Annotated in this window: 18 protein-coding genes; all 18 read left to right on the plus strand. The window is 45.5% G+C overall.

Going from position 1 to position 18,206, the window contains the following annotated elements:
• Positions 1-103 precede the first annotated feature (103 nt).
• Complete coding sequence (locus LG34_RS12095) at positions 104-496, plus strand: bifunctional adenosylcobinamide kinase/adenosylcobinamide-phosphate guanylyltransferase (RefSeq protein ID WP_109216294.1); 393 nt, start codon at positions 104-106, stop codon at positions 494-496.
• A gap of 4 nt (positions 497-500) precedes the next feature.
• Positions 501-1,637 carry an adenosylcobinamide-phosphate synthase CbiB gene (gene cbiB, locus LG34_RS12100; protein WP_109216295.1) on the plus strand — a complete coding sequence of 379 codons (1,137 nt, stop codon included), beginning with the start codon at positions 501-503 and terminating at the stop codon, positions 1,635-1,637.
• A 138-nt stretch (positions 1,638-1,775) separates the two neighbouring features.
• The gene (locus tag LG34_RS12105) at positions 1,776-2,831 is read left to right on the plus strand and encodes a pyridoxal phosphate-dependent aminotransferase (protein WP_109216296.1); all 1,056 of its coding nucleotides are present in this window, start codon (positions 1,776-1,778) and stop codon (positions 2,829-2,831) included.
• Positions 2,813-4,387 carry a cobyric acid synthase gene (locus LG34_RS12110; protein WP_109216297.1) on the plus strand — a complete coding sequence of 525 codons (1,575 nt, stop codon included), beginning with the start codon at positions 2,813-2,815 and terminating at the stop codon, positions 4,385-4,387. The genes LG34_RS12105 and LG34_RS12110 overlap by 19 nt, the downstream gene beginning before the upstream one ends.
• Positions 4,388-4,583: 196 nt before the next feature.
• Complete coding sequence (locus tag LG34_RS12115) at positions 4,584-5,111, plus strand: cob(I)yrinic acid a,c-diamide adenosyltransferase (protein WP_242979895.1); 528 nt, start codon at positions 4,584-4,586, stop codon at positions 5,109-5,111.
• A gap of 77 nt (positions 5,112-5,188) precedes the next feature.
• Entirely contained in the window at positions 5,189-5,842 is a 654-nt protein-coding gene (locus LG34_RS12120) for a precorrin-8X methylmutase (RefSeq protein ID WP_109216299.1), read from the plus strand.
• Positions 5,839-7,086 (plus strand): glutamyl-tRNA reductase, encoded by a 1,248-nt coding sequence (hemA, locus tag LG34_RS12125; protein ID WP_109216300.1) that lies wholly within the window; start codon positions 5,839-5,841, stop codon positions 7,084-7,086. Before LG34_RS12120 ends, hemA begins: the two co-directional genes overlap by 4 nt.
• 18 nt (positions 7,087-7,104) lie before the next feature.
• Positions 7,105-7,593: a precorrin-2 dehydrogenase/sirohydrochlorin ferrochelatase family protein gene (locus LG34_RS12130; RefSeq protein ID WP_109216301.1), complete on the plus strand. Its 489-nt coding sequence runs from the start codon at positions 7,105-7,107 to the stop codon at positions 7,591-7,593.
• Positions 7,594-7,595: 2 nt separating this feature from the next.
• On the plus strand, positions 7,596-8,591 hold the full coding sequence (gene hemC, locus LG34_RS12135) for a hydroxymethylbilane synthase (RefSeq protein WP_242979896.1): 996 nt from the start codon (positions 7,596-7,598) through the stop codon (positions 8,589-8,591).
• Positions 8,592-10,208 carry a uroporphyrinogen-III C-methyltransferase gene (gene cobA, locus LG34_RS12140; protein ID WP_109216302.1) on the plus strand — a complete coding sequence of 539 codons (1,617 nt, stop codon included), beginning with the start codon at positions 8,592-8,594 and terminating at the stop codon, positions 10,206-10,208.
• Positions 10,209-10,314: 106 nt separating this feature from the next.
• A complete protein-coding gene (gene hemB, locus LG34_RS12145; RefSeq protein ID WP_181369361.1) occupies positions 10,315-11,298 on the plus strand; it encodes a porphobilinogen synthase in 984 nt (327 codons plus the stop codon).
• Positions 11,298-12,587: a glutamate-1-semialdehyde 2,1-aminomutase gene (gene hemL / locus LG34_RS12150; protein WP_333491084.1), complete on the plus strand. Its 1,290-nt coding sequence runs from the start codon at positions 11,298-11,300 to the stop codon at positions 12,585-12,587. Before hemB ends, hemL begins: the two co-directional genes overlap by 1 nt.
• A 171-nt stretch (positions 12,588-12,758) precedes the next feature.
• Positions 12,759-13,487 carry a peptidoglycan recognition protein family protein gene (locus LG34_RS12155; protein ID WP_109216303.1) on the plus strand — a complete coding sequence of 243 codons (729 nt, stop codon included), beginning with the start codon at positions 12,759-12,761 and terminating at the stop codon, positions 13,485-13,487.
• Positions 13,484-14,968, plus strand: a complete 1,485-nt coding sequence (locus LG34_RS12160; RefSeq protein WP_109216304.1) for a HEAT repeat domain-containing protein — start codon at positions 13,484-13,486, stop codon at positions 14,966-14,968. The genes LG34_RS12155 and LG34_RS12160 overlap by 4 nt, the downstream gene beginning before the upstream one ends.
• Before the next feature lie 122 nt (positions 14,969-15,090).
• Positions 15,091-15,660, plus strand: a complete 570-nt coding sequence (locus LG34_RS12165) for a glycerol-3-phosphate responsive antiterminator (protein WP_109216310.1) — start codon at positions 15,091-15,093, stop codon at positions 15,658-15,660.
• Positions 15,661-15,694: 34 nt separating this feature from the next.
• Entirely contained in the window at positions 15,695-16,354 is a 660-nt protein-coding gene (locus tag LG34_RS12170) for a YczE/YyaS/YitT family protein (protein ID WP_109216305.1), read from the plus strand.
• 126 nt (positions 16,355-16,480) lie between these two features.
• Positions 16,481-17,359 (plus strand): metallophosphoesterase, encoded by an 879-nt coding sequence (locus LG34_RS12175; protein ID WP_109216306.1) that lies wholly within the window; start codon positions 16,481-16,483, stop codon positions 17,357-17,359.
• Positions 17,360-17,741: 382 nt separating this feature from the next.
• A partial coding sequence (locus LG34_RS12180; RefSeq protein ID WP_181369362.1) for an NAD(P)/FAD-dependent oxidoreductase occupies positions 17,742-18,206 on the plus strand: 465 nt, incomplete at its 3' end.

The following is an 18,206-nucleotide window of genomic DNA, read 5'->3' on the forward strand; positions in this document are numbered from 1 at the left end:
TCGCTGACCAGAATCACGCACCAAGTCTCACGTGCGTTCGACTTGAAAGGCAGTAAGCAAACAAAGATAGAAACATGTATTTGATAAAACAGGGAGAATGTGCATGATTTTAATTATTGGCGGCGCATATCAGGGAAAGATGGCGTTTGCGGAACAGCTTTTAGAAGAACAGAAGAAAAACGGAAAAGCAGGAAGTATTTTTCCACAGTTTCATATGTGGGTAAAGGCGCATATGGAGGCGGATGCGAATGGCAAGATAAGTGAACATGTAAATTCAAATGAGAAAAATGATAAGTTAGAAAAGGAGTTGCGGGAAAAACTGGTACAGGAGCCGGATACGATCATTGTATGCAATGAGCTTGGCTGTGGTGTTGTGCCGATGGATGCCTTTGACCGGGCATGGCGGGAGCGCACCGGACGACTGACCTGTGCACTGGCAGCGCAGGCAGAGGCGGTATATCGTGTGACCTGTGGCATCGGAACCCGTATTAAATAGACAGATGACAGAGATAATTGTGGGAACTCTGATCGTGGGCTATGTGCTGGATCTGATTTTTGGCGATCCCCATGGGATGTGGCACCCGATCTGCTTTATCGGAAATATGATTTCATTTTTTGAACGCAGGTTGCAAAGCGACTGCGTTCATGAGCAAGTAGCGAAAGCGGATTGCGAACGTCCGCTTTACGAAAGAATCCGGGGAAGCAAAAAGGAGCAGAAACAAAAACAACTGGATACAACCAACACGAATGAAAGCAAAAAGGATGGTTGTGATAAAAAACGTGAATCAGAAGTATTTCATGAACCAAATAGGGAGCTGGCAGGCGGTGTGCTGCTTGTCATTTGTGTGCTGGCGGTTTCTACCGCGATTCCGCTGGTAATTTTAATGATTTGTTATCGGATCTGGTTCTGGCTTGGGTTCGCGGTACAGTCTTATATGTGCTACACCATTCTGGCAACAAAGTCGTTAAAGACAGAGAGTATGAAGGTGGCAGAGGTATTGCAGACAGATGGTCTGGAAGCCGGAAGAAAAGCTGTTTCCATGATCGTCGGACGGGATACACAGAACCTGACAGAAACCGGTGTGGTGAAAGCTGCTGTGGAAACCGTAGCGGAAAACACGTCAGACGGAATTCTGGCACCGATGTTTTACATGGCAATCGGCGGTCCGGTGCTTGGCTATTTTTACAAAGCAGTCAATACCATGGATTCCATGGTGGGGTATAAGAATGACAAGTATCTGTATTTTGGCAGGGCAGCGGCAAAATTTGACGATGTGATGAATTTTATCCCGGCAAGACTGTCAGCGATTATGATGATTCTTGCAGCGCCGCTGGTAAAATTGGACGGCGCGTCTGCATGGAAGATTTTCAAACGGGACAGGCTCAATCATGCAAGTCCGAACTCTGCACAGACGGAGGCGGTGATGGCAGGTGCCCTGCAGGTGCAGCTTGCAGGAGATGCATGGTATTTTGGAAAAAAACATGAAAAACCAACCATTGGTGATGCTGTTCGCCCAGTGGAAATCGAAGACATTGCAAGGGCGAATAAGCTGCTGTATGCGGCAAGTCTGCTTGGTATGATTGTATTTTGTGGCATAAGGATTGCAGTTTGGTTTGGAATAAAAATGGTGTTGTAAATGATCGTATTTTGGAATGAATACAGTCATTTGCAATAGGCAAAGGAATCTGTCAGAGTAAATGAAATTTTGGTAGCAAATGATACTCAATAAGTGATCGTCAATAAGGAAAAAAATGGAAATTCAGGAGGTGAGCGGATGCACAGACATGGCGGAGATATTTACCGCAATCAAAACAAAATCGATTATTCGGCAAATATCAATTTTCTTGGAATGCCACAGGCGGTGCGTCAGGCAGCAAAGGATGCCATTGATGATGCTGTTCATTATCCGGATCCGTTTTGTGAGGCATTAAAGCAGGCAATCGCTGAAAAAGAAGGAGTTCCAGCGGAGTGGATCTTCTGTGGAAACGGTGCCGCGGACGTGATTTTTACCCTGATGCTGGCAGAAAAGCCAAAAGAAGCATTATTGCCGATTCCGTCTTTTTATGAATATCGACAGGCGTTGGAAAGTGTTGCGTGTCAGATTCGGACACATTTGTTGCTGCCGGAACATCAGTTTTGTGTACAACGGGATATTTTAGAAGCATTGAAGAAACGACCGGATTTGCTGATCTTGTGCAATCCGAATAATCCTACCGGGCAGTTACTGGATCAGGAATTGTCGGAAGAAATCGCAGTTCAGTGTCAGAGACAGGGAACGCGTCTTTTGATGGATGAATGTTTTTCGGATTTTCTGGAAGATGCAGAAAAGCACACGCTGTTATCAAAGGTGGCAGAGAATCCACAGATTTTCATTTTGCGTGCATTTACAAAAATGTATGGCATGGCAGGGCTCAGACTTGGGTATGGCATTTGCAGTGATGTGGCACTGATCCGGCGCATGGAAGCAGTATCGCAGCCATGGAATGTGTCAGTTCCGGCGCAGGCGGCAGGAATCGCTGCCGTAAAAGAGACCGCATTTGTGGAAAAAAGCAGAGCACTGATCGCAGAGCAGAAAGCATATTTACTGGAAGGTTTGCAAAAAGCCGGTGTTAAGGTGTTTGGCTCTGCGGCAAATTATATATTTTTCCGGGCAGAAGAAGGACTGGAGAAAGCCATGCGGGAGGCAGGTTTTCTGATCCGGGATTGTGGAAATTTTGATGGTCTGACGGAAGGATATTACCGGATCGCAGTGCGCGGACGGGAAGAAAATGAGAAATTTTTGGAAGCATTGAAGAAAAGGACACAGAATATATGGCAAAATCAATTATGATACAGGGCACCATGTCAAATGTGGGAAAAAGTCTGCTGGCAGCGGGCTTGTGCCGGATTTTTAAACAGGATGGCTACCGGGTGGCACCTTTTAAATCCCAGAACATGGCATTAAATTCATACATTACTTCCGAAGGACTGGAAATGGGACGTGCGCAGGTGATGCAGGCGGAAGCGGCAGGAATAGAGCCATCTGTTCTGATGAATCCAATCCTGCTCAAACCGACCAATGATGTGGGTTCTCAGGTAATTGTCAACGGCGAAGTGCTTGCAACGATGCGGGCAAGGGATTATTTTAAATATAAAAAGACACTGATCCCGGACATTATGAAAGCCTATCATACGCTGGAGGAACAGTCGGATATCATTGTAATCGAAGGCGCGGGTTCTCCGGCAGAGATTAATCTGAAAAGTGATGATATCGTAAATATGGGAATGGCAAAAATGGCAAAATCGCCGGTACTTTTAGTGGGCGATATCGACCGCGGCGGAGTGTTTGCACAGCTTGCCGGAACCATGATGCTCCTGGAAGAAGAGGAAAAACAGCTGGTTAAAGGTCTGATCATCAACAAATTTAGAGGAGACAAGACGATTCTTGATCCGGGTATTGTGATGCTGGAGGAGCTTTGCCACCGGTCAGTGGTGGGCGTAACGCCATATATGGATATCGATGTGGAAGATGAAGACAGCTTAAGCGAACGGATGAGTAACGAAAAAGCAGTTGGTCAGATTGACCTTGTGGTGGTTCGTCTGCCACGCATTTCCAATTTTACCGATTTTAATATATTTGAGAGTATTCCGGGTGTGTCGGTGCGTTATGTGAAACGGGCGGCGCAGCTTGGAAATCCGGATCTGATCCTGCTTCCGGGTACGAAAAATACGATGAGTGATCTGGCGTGGATGCGTCAGTCCGGTATGGAAGCGGCAGTATTAAAGGCACATGCGGCAGGATGTCCGATTTTTGGCATCTGTGGCGGTTATCAGATGCTTGGCGAAGAACTTTCCGATCCGTTCGGTGTGGAAGATGGCGGAACTATGCGCGGAATGGGACTGCTTCCGATGCATACGGTGTTTACGGAAGAAAAAACAAGAACCCGGGTGAACGGGCAGTTTTTGCAGGTAAAAGGAGATCTGGCAGGACTCTCCGACATTGCATTTTCCGGGTATGAGATTCATATGGGACAGAGTGTTTCGGATGGAAGGCTGTCGATGCTGACAAAAATCAGCGATCATTGCGATCATGTGGGACATACTTCCGAAGGGAGTGCTGACGGTGGAGCCAAAACACTGTTACAGAGCGGCAGCGCAATGGAAAAATGCGAGGGTGCCATAGGCGAAAATGTGTATGGCTCTTATGTACATGGTATTTTTGATGCGCAGGAAGTCGTCAATGCCATTGTGAAGGCGCTGGCAGAGAAAAAAGGGATTGATCCGGCAGGACTGGCGCAGATGGATTATGCGGCATACAAGGAAACACAGTACGATAAGATGGCAGATATTTTGCGGAAACATCTGGATATGGAACAGATTTACCGGATTCTGGATGCCGGTGTGTGATCAGATGAAATAAGTTTCTGTGGTAAATTGCGAAAAAAGCAGCATAGTTATAGTAGATATTTTGTCAGGGCAGATAATGTATGCAGAGTTTGAACGCAGGTTGCAAAGCGACTGCGTTCATGAGCAAGTAGCGAAAGCGGATTGCGAATGTCCGCTTTATGGTCTGTTTGATGATATAAATGTGGAGGACGAAAAAGTGGCAGAAAGTTGTGTACATATTTATACCGGTGACGGGAAAGGAAAGACCACCGCGGCGGTAGGACTGGCAGTACGGTTTGCCGGAAACGGCGGTAAAGTGCTGTTTACCCAGTTTTTAAAAGATGGGACTTCCTCAGAACTTCGGATTTTAAAACAGATTCCGGAGATTACCGTATATTCTGCAGAAAAAAAATTCGGATTTACCTTTCGGATGGATGAGGAAACAAAGCGGCAGGCGCGGGCATATTATGACCATTATCTGGCAGAAGCACTTCGACGCGCGACAGAGGATGCATATGGTCTGCTGGTTTTGGATGAAATCTGTGCGGCATATCGGGCAGAAATGATCAATCGGAAACGTCTGCTTGCGTTTCTGGAGCAGCGTCCACAGAATCTGGAAGTTGTTTTGACCGGACGTGATCCGGCAGAGGAATTGCTGGCATATGCGGATTATGTCTCAGAGGTCCGAAAAATAAAACATCCCTTTGAAAGCGGAATTACTGCCAGAGAGGGCATTGAATATTAAGATAAAAATACATTTAGTTCAAGTCTCACGTGCGTTCGACTTGAATTGTGATAGAAAAAGGAGCAGCGGAGAACACCATGGAGTTTGAACATGTAAAACCAATGGATATTGAAAAGAGAAGTATGGAGATCATCGGTCAGGAGCTGGCAGAAAAAGGAATTACATTGCCGGCAGACAAGGCGCACATCATTAAACGTGTCATTCATACGACGGCAGATTTTGAATATGCAGATACCCTTACTTTTTCGGAACATGCGGTGGAAAAGGCAAAGGAAGCGCTTCGGGCAGGTGCGACGATCGTGACGGATACGAAGATGGCGTGGTCCGGCATTAACAAACGAACATTGGAAAATCTGCACGGAAAAGCCTGCAATTTTATCTCAGATGAAGATGTAGCTGAGGCGGCAAGACAACATGGTTTTACCCGCTCCGCAGCAAGCATGGATAAGGCAGCATCCCTACCGGGACCGCTGATTTTTGCCATAGGAAATGCACCGACAGCGCTGATCCGTCTGTATGAACTGATCGAAGAAGGAAAACTTGCACCGGCACTGATCATCGGTGTCCCAGTCGGTTTTGTCAATGTGGTGCAGGCAAAGGAACTGATCATGGAAACCGATGTGCCTTATATCATCGCAAGAGGCAGAAAAGGCGGAAGCAACGTGGCGGCAGCAATCTGCAACGCATTATTATATGATCTTGACAGCAGCAGAGGAATGAAGAAATCATGATAAACATACAGATGATAGGAATTGACCACAGCAGAGCATCTGTGGAAGAACGGGAATTATTTTCCTTTACAAAGACAAAACAAAAAGAACTGATGGAGGCAGTCGTCCGGCAGCAAAGCGTGGACGGCTGCGTGTTGCTGTCTACCTGTAACCGGATGGAGCTGTATGTGTCTCTGGATGCGAAGGCAGAGCCGGATCTTTACCGGATTATTTGCCACTGTAAACAGATTTCCGGAGAAGAAGAAAAACGGCTACGGGAACTTTTTACGGTGCGAACTGAAGAAGACGCGGTGCGGCATCTTTTTTTGCTGACCGCGGGACTGAAATCGAAAATCATCGGGGAAGATCAGATTCTGACGCAGGTAGGCGATGCGCTGGAATTTGCCCGAAGTGGTGAATTTGCGGATACGGTGTTAAAAACACTGTTTCGTATGGCAGTGACAGCGGGCAAAAAGATCAAAACACAGGTGGCAATTCCAAAAGGAAACACATCAACGATTGATGCAGCACTGACACAGCTTGCCCGTCAGGGGTATCAGTTTGCCGGAGAAAACTGTCTTGTGATCGGAAATGGTGAAATGGGACGGCTGACGGCACGGGCGTTTCAGGAGCGGGGCGCAAATGTAACGGTAACGGTTCGACAGTATCACAGCGGAGAAGTGCGGATTCCGGAAGGCTGTGCCCGGATTCATTACGGGGAACGCTATCACAAAATTCCGGAATGCCGGTATGTAGTATCGGCAACAGCAAGCCCAAATGTGACATTAGAGCGTGTGGAACTGGAAAAATGGAAGCTGGAGCATCCGATCACTTTTGTGGATCTGGCAGTGCCAAGGGACATTGATACCTCAATCCGGGAACTTTCATGGGCAGAAGTCTATGACATCGATGATTTTCAGGGTGGCATCGGTTTGTCTGAGCGGCAGCAGGAGCAGTTACAGGCGGCAAACCTGCTGGCAGAAGAAGAACTGGCAGCATTTGTTTCCTGGTATGAATGTCGGGATATGGTGCCGCAGATTCAAAAGTTTGGTGCACTAGCAGCGCAGGATGTAAGCTGGCGGATGGGAAGAACGTTTCAGCAGATGAAATTGGATGCCAGTCAGTGTCGACAGCTGGCAGATGCCGTGGAACAGACATCGCAGAAAGTATTTCAGAAGATGTTGTTTGGATTGCGGGATCATGCAGATACGGACGTGATGAGGGAATGTCTGGCTGCATTGGAAAAAGTATGGAAAGAGGAGTAAAAAGGAGTAGAAAAAGGGATGGATCACAGATATTTTCCATTTTTTGTAGATATTACAGGGAAAAAAGTATTGCAGGTGGGAGCAGGAAATATTGCCCTGCGCAGAACAGAAAGCCTGCTGCGGTTTGGCGCGGATGTAACGGTGACTGCATCGGAGATTCGGATGGAGTTTTTACAGTTACAGCAGAAGTATGGCAGAAAGCGGCTGGAGCTGATCCGCAGTCCGTTTATGCATGGCATGACCAGAGGTTATGAACTGGTGCTGACGGCGACCGGGGACGAAAAAGCGGATCTGGAAGTCTGGGAAGAGTGTAAAAAGCATCATATCTGGGTGAATGTAGCATCCGACCAAGCACTGTGTGATTTTCGGTTTCCGGCGCTGGTGGAAGAAGATGATATTGTGGCAGGAATCAATTCCTGTAATAACGATCATGGAAAAGTGCGTGAGGTAAGTGCAAAAATCCGGGAAATACTTGGAACGGTAGATTATAACAATGTGGAGGAATAACAGTGAAAAAATTTCGAATCGGAAGCAGAGAGAGCCGTCTGGCTGTGATTCAAAGCGAGATGGTGATGGATTATATCAGAAATCAGTGCCCGGAATACGAGCCGGAGCTTGTTACCATGAAAACTACCGGTGATAAAATTTTGGATCGTACATTAGATAAGATTGGCGGAAAAGGATTGTTTGTGAAAGAACTGGATGCGGCATTGCTGGATGGGCGCAGTGATCTGTCGGTACACAGTCTGAAAGATATGCCGGCAGAAATTCCGACTGAATTGCCGCTGATCGGGTTTTCCAAGCGGGAAGATCCGCGGGATGTACTGGTATTGCCAGACGGTGTGAAAGAGCTGGATTTTTCCAAACCGGTGGGATGTTCGAGTCAGCGCCGGATGTTGCAGTTTCAGAAATTGTATCCACAGGCAACCTTTGCACCGATTCGTGGAAATGTACAGACACGTCTGGCAAAACTGGATTCCGGGGAGTTCTCTGCAACGATTCTGGCAGCAGCAGGATTAAAACGACTGGGATTGGAAAACAGGATTACCCGATATTTTTCGGTAGAAGAAATGATTCCGGCTGCCGGACAGGGCGTGTTGGCGTTACAGGGACGTATCGGTGAAAATTATGCATTTTTACAACCATTTTGTTCCGAAGCAAGCCGGATCACATCCCTTTGTGAACGGGCATTTATCCGGGAACTGGACGGAGGATGTTCCTCTCCGGTGGCAGCGCATGCAACGATTGCGGAGGATGGAAAACTGACGCTGCGAGGACTTTATTATGTGGAAGCTACCGGGAAAAGTGTCATCGAAACGGAATTTATTTATCTGGCAAAAGAAAATCTGCTTCAGAAAGATTTGTCAGATTCTATAGATCCTACAGATTGTACAGATCACAAAAAAGTTGTTTTTAAACCAAATGCATGTAATCAGGCAGAAAATTTTGGCAGAAATCTGGCACGTCGTTTGCAGGCAGAAGGAAAAGCACAGGAGGAGCGCTAAATGGAACAGAAAAAAGAAGGAAAAGTCTGGCTGGTGGGCGCCGGACCTTCCGATGCGGAACTTTTGACGTTAAAAGCAAAGCGTGTGCTGGAACAGGCAGAAGTCGTCGTGTATGACCGGCTGGTGGGAGAGAGTATCCTGCTGATGATGCCGGAAGCAGCAGAAAAAATCGATGCCGGAAAACGTTCCGGTAATCATACCATGCCGCAGGAGCAGATGAATGAGCTGCTTTTGAAAAAAGCGCAGGAAGGAAAATGCGTGGTGCGCTTAAAAGGTGGAGATCCGTTCCTGTTTGGACGCGGCGGCGAAGAACTGGAGTTGCTGGCAAAACACAACATTCCATTCGAAGTAGTACCGGGGGTGACCTCTGCCATTTCTGTACCGGCTTACAACGGCATTCCGGTGACGCATCGAGATTATGCGTCCAGTGTGCATATCATTACCGGACATAAGAAAAAAGACGAACCGTTGAATCTGGATTTTACCACGCTGGCAAAACTGGAAGGAACACTGGTATTTCTGATGGGCGTTTCCGCATTGACAGATATTTGTCAGGGATTATGCAACGGCGGAAAAGCGAAAGAAACACCGGCGGCATTATTAAGCCGGGGAACGACAGCAAAACAGAGACGGATCGTGAGTACACTGGAAAAACTGCCGGAAGAAGTGAAAAAAAATCCAATGGAAACACCGGCAGTCATCGTTGTGGGAGAAGTCTGTGGACTCTCAGATGAATTTAACTGGTATGAAAAACTAACACTGTTCGGTAAAAAAATTATTGTTACAAGACCGCGGGAGCGAAGCCGGGCGCTGGCAGAACGGTTACGGAGCCTTGGGGCAGAAGTGCTGGAACTGCCGACCATTGAGATTCATCCCAATGATAATTTTTCGAATGAATGTGATATAACAGAAAAATGGATACAGAAAAATGTTGAAGATACCGAGACACAAAATGAGAATCAAAAGGCAGAGATGCATATAGACATGGCTCAGAAGTTGTCTGATGTACTGTTAAATGATTATCAATATGTGGTATTTACCTCTCCGTCTGGTGTAAATTGCTTTTTTGATCAGTTAAAAAAAGAAAAAATCGATATCCGAAGATTTTTCAGAGCAAAAATCGCAGCTTTGGGAGCGGGTACAGCAAAAGAACTGGAACTGCATGGTGTTTTTGCAGATCTGGTTCCAGAGGTGTACGATGCGGCACATCTTGGCATCTGCATTGGGGAAGCCTGTGCAGACGGCAATCATATTTTGATTCCGCGGGTGAGAAACGGCAGTCAGGAACTGATCCGGGAGATTCAGAAAAGGAAAAAAGTTACGATTGCAGATTTGCCGATTTATGATACCATAGAGAAAGAGCAGAAATGGGTGAATGTACCGAAGCTGGTGGAAGAAGGCTGCATGGTAGTTTTTACCAGTGCATCTACGGTTCGGGGCTTTGTAAAAAATGTACCGGATACGGATCTGAGTCATGTGCAGGGCATCTGTATCGGAAAACAGACCGCGCAGGAAGCAAAAAAAGCAGGGATTTCCTGTGTGACTGCGAAATCGGCAACCGTTGAAGATCTGGTACAGACAATTTTAAATTGTTCATCTCAGTCTGATGGAAAATAAAGTATTATAACTTTTTATATAAAATTCGTTCCTGCATTTTTATGGGAAAATGATAAAAATGTTGAGAGAAAAGCGGTCGAACATAGACTGCAGGAGGAAAGTAAAAATGGAAATGATCAATCGTCCGCGCAGATTGCGGACAAGCGCAAATTTAAGAAAAATGGTACGGGAGACCAGAATGGATAAATCCTCTCTGATCTATCCGATGTTTATTGTAGAAGGAACCAATATCAAAGAAGAAATCCCGTCCATGATGGGACAGTACCGTTACAGTGTGGACCGCATGGGTGAAAAATTAGAAGAACTGACAAAAGCCGAAATCGGTGGCGTGATGCTCTTTGGAATCCCGAATCACAAGGATGAGCTTGGAAGCGGTGCCTATGCGCAGGATGGCATTGTTCAGCAGGGATTTCGTAAGGCAAAAGAACTGTTCCCGGATCTGTATATGATCGGAGATGTCTGCATGTGTGAGTATACTTCTCATGGTCATTGTGGTGTACTTTGCGGACATGATGTAGATAATGACAAAACATTGGAACTGTTACAGAAAACGGCTTTATCCCAGGTTCAGGCTGGTGCAGATATGGTAGCACCTTCTGATATGATGGATGGCAGAGTCGGCGCGATCCGTCACATTTTGGATGCCAACGGTTATATCAATACACCGATCATGGCATATTCTGCAAAATTTGCGTCTGCTTTTTATGGTCCGTTCCGGGATGCGGCAGATTCCGCACCGGCTTTTGGTGACCGCAAAACTTATCAGATGGATTATCACAACCGCAGAGAAGCGTTAAAAGAAGTAGAACAGGATGTCATCGAGGGCGCAGACATTGTAATGGTGAAACCTGCTATGGCTTACGGCGATCTGATTCGCGAAGTAAAAGATATAACAGATCTTCCGGTGGCAGCATACAGCGTCAGCGGAGAGTATTCCATGGTAAAAACCACCGCAGCGGCGGGATTTATCGATGAGACTTCTATCATGTGTGAGATGGCAGTCGCTGCTTACCGCGCGGGAACAGATATTTACATTACCTATTTTGCAGAAGAACTGGCAAAATGCATGGATGAAGGGAGAATCGGATAATGGAGATCAAAAAATCAGAAGCTCTTTTTCAGGAAGCAGTTCAATACATTCCGGGTGGCGTGAATTCACCGGTTCGTGCCTTTGGTTCTATCGGTTCTACCCCGCGTTTTATCAAAAAAGCGGACAAAGCGCTGATGTGGGATGAGGACGGCAACGAGTACATAGATTTTATCGGTTCCTGGGGACCGATGATCTTAGGACATAATCATCCGCTGGTTTTGGATGCGGTGATGGAGTATGCAAAACGCGGTTTAAGCTATGGAGCAGCGACATCTATAGAAGTGGATATGGCAAAACTGATCTGTAGCATGGTGCCGTCCATCGAAATGGTGCGTATGGTAAATTCCGGCACCGAGGCAGTGATGAGTGCTGTTCGTGTGGCGCGCGGTTTTACACGCAGAGATAAAATTATTAAATTCAATGGCTGCTATCATGGTCATTCGGATGCGTTGCTGGTAAAGGCAGGTTCCGGCGTTATGACCGCGGGCGTTCCGGGTTCCCTTGGTGTTCCGGCAGGCTGCACCGCAGATACGATCACCGCAGATTATAACTCTCTGGAGAGCGTGCAGAATTGCTTTGACACCTATGGAGAACAGATCGCAGCGATTCTGGTAGAGCCGGTTGGTGCAAATATGGGAACCGTACCGCCAAAGCCGGGATTTTTGCAGGGACTTCGTGATATTTGTGACAAATATGGCGCATTGCTGATCTTTGACGAAGTCATTACCGGATTTCGTATGCAGGCAGACGGTGCACAGGGCTATTTTGGCGTGACACCGGATCTGACCACATTTGGAAAAATCATCGGCGCAGGTATGCCGGTTGGCGCATATGGCGGACGCAGAGAAATCATGGAAATGGTATCTCCGGTGGGTGCTGTGTATCAGGCAGGAACTTTAAGCGGTAATCCGGTGGCAATGGCAGCGGGTATTGCACAGCTTTCTTACTTAAAAGAACATCCGGAAGCCTACGCTGCCCTAAATCAGAAATCTGACCGGTTTTTCGAGGAATTGCAGAAAATTGTGGATGAGAGCGGCAGAGGCTATCATGTCAACCATATTACTTCACTGGGAAGCCTGTTTTTTACAGACAGGGAAGTTGTTGATTATGAAAGTGCACAGACATCGGATACAAAGGCATATGCAGATTACTGCAATTACATGCAGAATCATGGCATTTATCTGGCTCCGGCGCAGTTTGAGGCAGTATTTATTTCCATGGAACATACAGAGGAGCAGTTAGCGCGGACATTGGAACTTGCAAGAACCTATTTTACAAAAAACAAGTAATATGTATGATACAATGAGCGCAAACAAGTCAATATATTGGTATGATTGGCAAAATGTTGATCATGAACTTTTTTTGTTCATGATATTTTGAATTGTATTTGAAAAAAGGGATCGTGCTATTTCACAATAAGCAAAAATTGTTTGACATAGAGTCGAAGGAAATCAAAACATATGGCAGCACAGAAGAAGGTACAAAAAAACGCACCGCGAAGAAAAAAGAAGCGGAAAAGCAGACGAAAAAGATACGATATGTCAAGGGTATGGATGGCACTGGGATTACTGGCGTTGGTATTGCTGGTGATCGTGGGTGTGACCAGACATCAGAAAAACAAAGCGGTCAGTGCAGACAGTCCGGTAACCTTGTCCGAAGTGGATGAAAACAGACCGGAACTGGACGTGGAACTTTTGACGGTCAATGCATATTCCAGACCGGGCACAGCGCTGGAAAAAGTAAATGGCATTGTCATTCACTATACGGCAAACCCCGGCGCAACTGCCATTGCAAACCGCAATTATTTTGAAAATCTGAAAGATACGCATACGACAAAGGCAAGTTCTCATTTTGTCGTGGGACTGGAAGGTGAGATTGTGCAGTGTATTCCAACTGCGGAGATTGCCTATGCATCCAATGACCGCAACAGCGATACGATTTCTATCGAGTGTTGTTATAAAAACGAGGACGGTTCTTTTGAACAGGCAACGTATGATTCGGTGATCAAACTGACCGCATGGCTCTGTGCAAAATTTGGACTGACATCGGAAGATGTGATCCGGCATTATGATGTAACTGGAAAACTGTGTCCGCTCTATTATGTGGAACATGAAGATGCGTGGGCGCAGTTTAAAAAAGATGTAGATACTTATCTGCAAGTTTACAAGACGGGAGATGAAAACGGATGAGAGATCTTTATGAAAAAATAAAAAAAGGAATCGATCGCAGAGCAAGTCTGATCGCTCTGAAAAAAGAACTGAAGGATGACGCAAAGAAAAAGGTGTTTCTCACCATGACAGGCAACCGTCTGGATGAGATCATGAAGTGTCTGGTGGATCAGGATCCGAAGGTACGGAAAAATGCAGCATTGATCCTTGGAGAATTGCATTGTCAGGATGCGCTGGATGTACTGATGGATGCCTATGAGGAAGAAGATAAATTATTTGTCAAAGAAGCCTATGTGCAGGCATTATCCATGATCGACTGCAGCGAGTATCTGCCACAGTTAGAGGTGCGTCTGCAGGAGCTGGTTGCTTATGATGCGCCGGAAGAAGAAAAGAAACATGTGCAGGCAGAGATCCGTGCGCTGCAGGAACTTTTATTGCAGAAAAAAGGTGTGAAAAAACATACCTTTAATGGATGGAACCGTTCCAGCGAGGTACTGCTTTTGACCATTCCGGCATTTCGTGATGCACTGGCAGAAGAAGTGACTGGAAAGAAAAAAGTATTAAAATCCGGTGTGCGTACCATTGTGCCTGATTTTGAAACAGTCATGAAAATCCGTACAATTCAGGAATTACTGTTTGTGATTCACACGCAGACAGAGGGTAACGTGCTTTCCGCAGATCCGGAAACACTGGCAGCGCAGCTGGCAGAATCCGATCTGATGCAGATTTTAGCAGAGACACACAAAGGTGATGTCCCATTTTGCTTCAGGATCGGAGTATCCGGTGCCATGTCGTTAGAGGAGCGAAGCATTTTTTCAAAACGTGTGGCAACAGCGATAGAAGGAGCTTTTGAGCGAAACCTGATCAACTCTACTTCGCATTATGAAGTGGAATTGCGCCTGTTACAGCATCGTGAGGGCGGATTTGTACCGTTATTAAAACTGTATACACTGCCGGATCATCGTTTTGATTATCGCAGATATTATGTGGCAGCAAGCATGAAACCAATGATGGCAGCAGGATTGATGGCACTGGCAAAACCATATCTGAAAGAGTATGCGCAGATCTTAGATCCGTTCTGTGGTGTGGGTACTTTGTTAATGGAACGCAGATTTGCGGTACCGGCGCGAAATGCTTACGGAATTGATACTTTTGGCGAGGCGATCGAGAAAGCGCGAGTAAACAGCAAGATTGCCGGTATGCAGACCAATTATATCAATCGCGATTATTTTGATTTTGTGCATGATTATAAATTTGATGAGATCGTTACCGATCTGCCGGCAGGCAATCTGTCAAAACCGGAGCTGGACGATCTGTATCGCAGATTTTTTGAAAAATCCGATGAAGTGCTGGCGGAGGATGGTCGTATGATCTTCTTTTCAAGGGAAATGGGACTGGTGAAAAAACAGCTTCGTCTGCATCCACAGTTCCGTCTGGCTCAGGAATTTTGTATTCAGGAGAAAAATGGAAGTTATCTGTTTATTGTAGAAAAGCGTCAGTAAGAAATGTTAGAGGCGATTTTTTTCCTCATTTATGATTGATAGGAAAAAATATATATCAGGGATTGTTTTCGAACAGTTATATGATATGGCATGAAAAAGAGAACAGGGGACAGGAGAAAGGTATGCTTCAGAATTTGTTTCGGGAACAATTAGAAGATTGTCCGGTGATCGCAGCGGCAAGAGATCTGGAAGGACTGGCACACTGCTGTCAGTCCGAGAGTGGCATTGTTTTTATTTTATTTGGGGATGTCTGCACCATTTCGGAAATTATAGATCAGGTAAAATCTGCAGGAAAACTGGCATTTGTGCATATGGATCTGGTGAACGGACTATCCAGTCGGGAGATCAGTGTGGATTTTATCAGGAAAGAAACGAGGGCGGATGGAATCATTTCCACCAAGCAGCCGCAGATCCGCCGGGCAAAAGAACTTGGCTTATATACTGTGCACCGTTTTTTTGTCATTGATTCCGCTGCTTATGAAAATGTGGAAAAATGCACAAAAGCACTACGCCCGGATTGTGTAGAACTGATGCCGGGAGTGATGCCGAAAGTTATTCGGCAGATGACAGAGAAGCTGTCTGTTCCGGTGATCGCGGGTGGTCTGATTTCCGATAAAGAGGACATTATTGCTGCGTTGGATGCAGGAGCGACAGCGATTTCAACGACGAAAGAAGAACTGTGGTTTTTGTAGCAGATAGATGAGAAAAATTGGGGGATGAAAAAGCATGAAAGAAATTTGGCAAGGATTTTTTCAAAAGAAACATTTTGGCATACGGTTCGTTACAGTAATGCTGGCAGTTCTTGGTATGGGATTTTCCCTTTCCTTTTTGTTACTGGTAGATCTGGGAGCAGATCCATGTACGATGATGAACCGCGCCATTTCGATGAAATTAGGGATGACTTTTGGAAACTGGCAGGCATTGCTGAATGTGATACTGTTGGTAATCGTTGTGATATTCGGTGGGAAAAATCTTGGTTTTGGGACACTTGCAAATATGATCTTAATCGGATATTATGCAGATTTTTTTATGTGGATCTGGAATCAGGTATTTCCGGAAAACTTATTTCAGAGTATGCAGGTTCGGATTGGAGTACTCATTCCGGCGATTATTGTATTTATTCTTTCGGCAGCACTTTATATGGACGTAGATATGGGAACGGCACCTTATGATGCGATTCCAATTATTATATCCGACCATTTGCCGAAAGTCCCGTTTAAAGTAGTTCGTATGTGCTTTGACTGTATTGTGACAATACTGGGACTTGTCTTTGGTGGAAAACTTGGAATTATGACTGTGATCATGGTGCTGACACTTGGACCGGTCATTCAGTGGATGGGCAATATTTTGAAAAAGTATTTTCCGGTGCTGACAGGAGAAGCGTGAGAAAAAAAAGCAATTATGAAAATGAACAGTCCCACTATCGAAAAATGGCGGGCTGTTTTTAACTATAATTTACATATGGATAAAAAATTGAAATATAAAGAAATAGGAATTGTATAAAAATAGAGGATGAAAAACAACAAGCAAAGCAAAACAATCACAACAACATACAATATCCCCACTCAACTTTCCGGCAGCGTACACATCGCCCTGATTTCCGATGTTCACGACCGCTGTCCAGATGCAGCACTTTCCATCCTGCATCAGCAGCAACCGGATCTGATCCTGGTTGCCGGTGACCTGATGGAACGCCATGATCCGGTCGTCAGTCCCTGGACGGTAGAGCAGATGGATGAATGGCAGGGAATCCCGCGCACCCGCACCTGGTTTTTCAATATTGTGCGAAAATTTGATGGTTCCGCATCATCCGGAGAACAAACGAAGCGTTGGAACAAGGCAAACGGTTATCGTTTTCTGGAAGAAGCGGTAAAAATTGCTCCGGTGGTGCTTGGTGTCGGCAATCATGAATGGTATCACACGGAAGAAGATTTGCAGTTTTTTAAAGATCATGGGGTGGTTTTTCTGGATAATCGGGATTGTGAACTGACGGTAAAAGGACAGAAACTTCTGATTGGTGGAATGTCCACCCGATATGATCTGGAATGGCTGGATCAATTTTCACAAAAAGACGGTGTGAAGATTCTGATCTGCCATCACCCGGATTATTATCCGAAATATATCAAAGACACGAATCGGAATACGTTTGCGTTGATCGTGGCAGGTCACGCTCATGGCGGACAGTGGCGTCTGTTCAGCAGAGGCGGAAGGAAACGTGGAATTCCGTTTTTTGCACCGGGACAGGGATTATTCCCACGCTATGCTTACGGTCAGTATGACAATATGATCGTTAGCGCAGGAGTTTCCAATACGGCGAATATTCCGCGTTTTGGGAATCCCTGTGAGGTGGTTATGATTCAGCTGGGTGGAAGTTCAAGCAATAATAAATGATGGGAAAAAATAAGAAGCCATCAGAGTGCCAGATAACAAAAAACTTGCGCCTGTATAGGTGCCGGGTAACAAGAATGCGGAAAGCAGTCTGGAAGGAGATACGGTGCATTCTGGGGATACCGTGACGCTTTCCATGCGGCGAGACCATCTGCTGTGTGGGATACATCGGAAAAGTAGGAATGCATCAGACAGATAAGGAAATTATAAAAATGATACTGAAATAAGCATTTATGGTTTATAATAAATAAAGATGTTGAAATAAATGTTTGTAGATGATAATAGGTGAAAAACTTGAAACAAAATATTTATGATTTATAAATAAACGAAGATACCGAAATACAATGTTCGTGATATAGGAAAGAAATACGGAGGTACAGAAAAAATGTACGATTGCATTATTATCGGAACCGGTCCGGCAGGCTTATCTGCGGCACTGAACCTGAAAACATACAAAAAAAGTTTTGTGTGGTTTGGTTCCAAAAGCTTAAGTGATAAAGTGCGGAAAGCGGAAAAAATCACAAATTATCCCGGATTTCCGGAGTTAACTGGACAGGAACTGTTTGCACATTTTGAGGATCATATACAGTCAGCAGGTCTGGAGATTACAGAAAAGACAGTAACCAATGTCATGTCAGCGGGAAATTATTACATGGTGTTGGCGGACAATGAAATTTACGAAGCAAAAACGCTGATTCTTGCCATGGGTGTCATGACGGCAAAACTGTTAAAAGGTGAGGATGAGCTGCTTGGCAGAGGTGTCAGCTATTGTGCTACCTGTGATGGTATGTTTTATAAAGATAAGGAGATTGCAGTATTATGCAACGATCCGAAATACGAGCATGAGGTA

This window comes from Eubacterium ramulus (assembly GCF_003122485.1).
GTDB classification, from domain to species: domain Bacteria; phylum Bacillota; class Clostridia; order Lachnospirales; family Lachnospiraceae; genus Eubacterium_I; species Eubacterium_I ramulus_A.

Bases quoted from the DNA above. Each gene is read 5' to 3' on its own strand.
- LG34_RS12095 (WP_109216294.1), top strand. From the start codon at position 104: ATGATTTTAATTATTGGCGGCGCATATCAGGGAAAGATGGCGTTTGCG.
- cbiB (WP_109216295.1), top strand. From the start codon at position 501: ATGACAGAGATAATTGTGGGAACTCTGATCGTGGGCTATGTGCTGGAT.
- LG34_RS12105 (WP_109216296.1), top strand. From the start codon at position 1,776: ATGCACAGACATGGCGGAGATATTTACCGCAATCAAAACAAAATCGAT.
- LG34_RS12110 (WP_109216297.1), top strand. From the start codon at position 2,813: ATGGCAAAATCAATTATGATACAGGGCACCATGTCAAATGTGGGAAAA.
- LG34_RS12120 (WP_109216299.1), top strand. From the start codon at position 5,189: ATGGAGTTTGAACATGTAAAACCAATGGATATTGAAAAGAGAAGTATG.
- hemA (WP_109216300.1), top strand. From the start codon at position 5,839: ATGATAAACATACAGATGATAGGAATTGACCACAGCAGAGCATCTGTG.
- LG34_RS12130 (WP_109216301.1), top strand. From the start codon at position 7,105: ATGGATCACAGATATTTTCCATTTTTTGTAGATATTACAGGGAAAAAA.
- cobA (WP_109216302.1), top strand. From the start codon at position 8,592: ATGGAACAGAAAAAAGAAGGAAAAGTCTGGCTGGTGGGCGCCGGACCT.
- hemB (WP_181369361.1), top strand. From the start codon at position 10,315: ATGGAAATGATCAATCGTCCGCGCAGATTGCGGACAAGCGCAAATTTA.
- hemL (WP_333491084.1), top strand. From the start codon at position 11,298: ATGGAGATCAAAAAATCAGAAGCTCTTTTTCAGGAAGCAGTTCAATAC.
- LG34_RS12155 (WP_109216303.1), top strand. From the start codon at position 12,759: ATGGCAGCACAGAAGAAGGTACAAAAAAACGCACCGCGAAGAAAAAAG.
- LG34_RS12160 (WP_109216304.1), top strand. From the start codon at position 13,484: ATGAGAGATCTTTATGAAAAAATAAAAAAAGGAATCGATCGCAGAGCA.
- LG34_RS12165 (WP_109216310.1), top strand. From the start codon at position 15,091: ATGCTTCAGAATTTGTTTCGGGAACAATTAGAAGATTGTCCGGTGATC.
- LG34_RS12170 (WP_109216305.1), top strand. From the start codon at position 15,695: ATGAAAGAAATTTGGCAAGGATTTTTTCAAAAGAAACATTTTGGCATA.
- LG34_RS12175 (WP_109216306.1), top strand. From the start codon at position 16,481: ATGAAAAACAACAAGCAAAGCAAAACAATCACAACAACATACAATATC.